At 40.3% G+C, this 313-nt stretch carries 1 pseudogene; it reads left to right on the top strand.

The annotated features are described in order from the left end of the window. A pseudogene (locus tag K0F88_RS32095) lies at nucleotides 1–300 on the top strand (hypothetical protein); the annotation flags it as partial. Between the last annotated feature and the right edge of the window lie 13 nt (nucleotides 301–313).

Here is a 313-nt window from a genome sequence, read left to right as displayed (position 1 = left end):
TCAGTTGAAGATGAGTTTCCAGATGCAGAGGTATTTTCTGATGGTGGTTCGCAATCAGCAGCTCGCAGAAAATTTGTGGAGCTAATGGATGAAAAGGCTGTCGAGTTGGGTGCAAATGATTCATCTGGTGTGGCTGATGGTGTTGTAGACTTAGTTGATGTAGATAGATTCTACGATAAATATTTTAATGAACCAGAGCATGAACCAGATTATGAGTCTTATAAAGATCAACGCGTGAGTTTGTCCGAGCGATTATTTAGTGCTATCGATCCAATTGACGATTTGTTTTCGCGTGATTAAAGCATTCATCCTG

The sequence above is a fragment of the Pseudomonas sp. UMAB-40 genome, assembly GCF_900095275.1.
Lineage (GTDB): Bacteria > Pseudomonadota > Gammaproteobacteria > Pseudomonadales > Pseudomonadaceae > Aquipseudomonas > Aquipseudomonas mandelii_B.
Note: the sequence above shows the minus strand (reverse complement) of the source record. Positions and strands in the feature narration are given on the sequence as shown.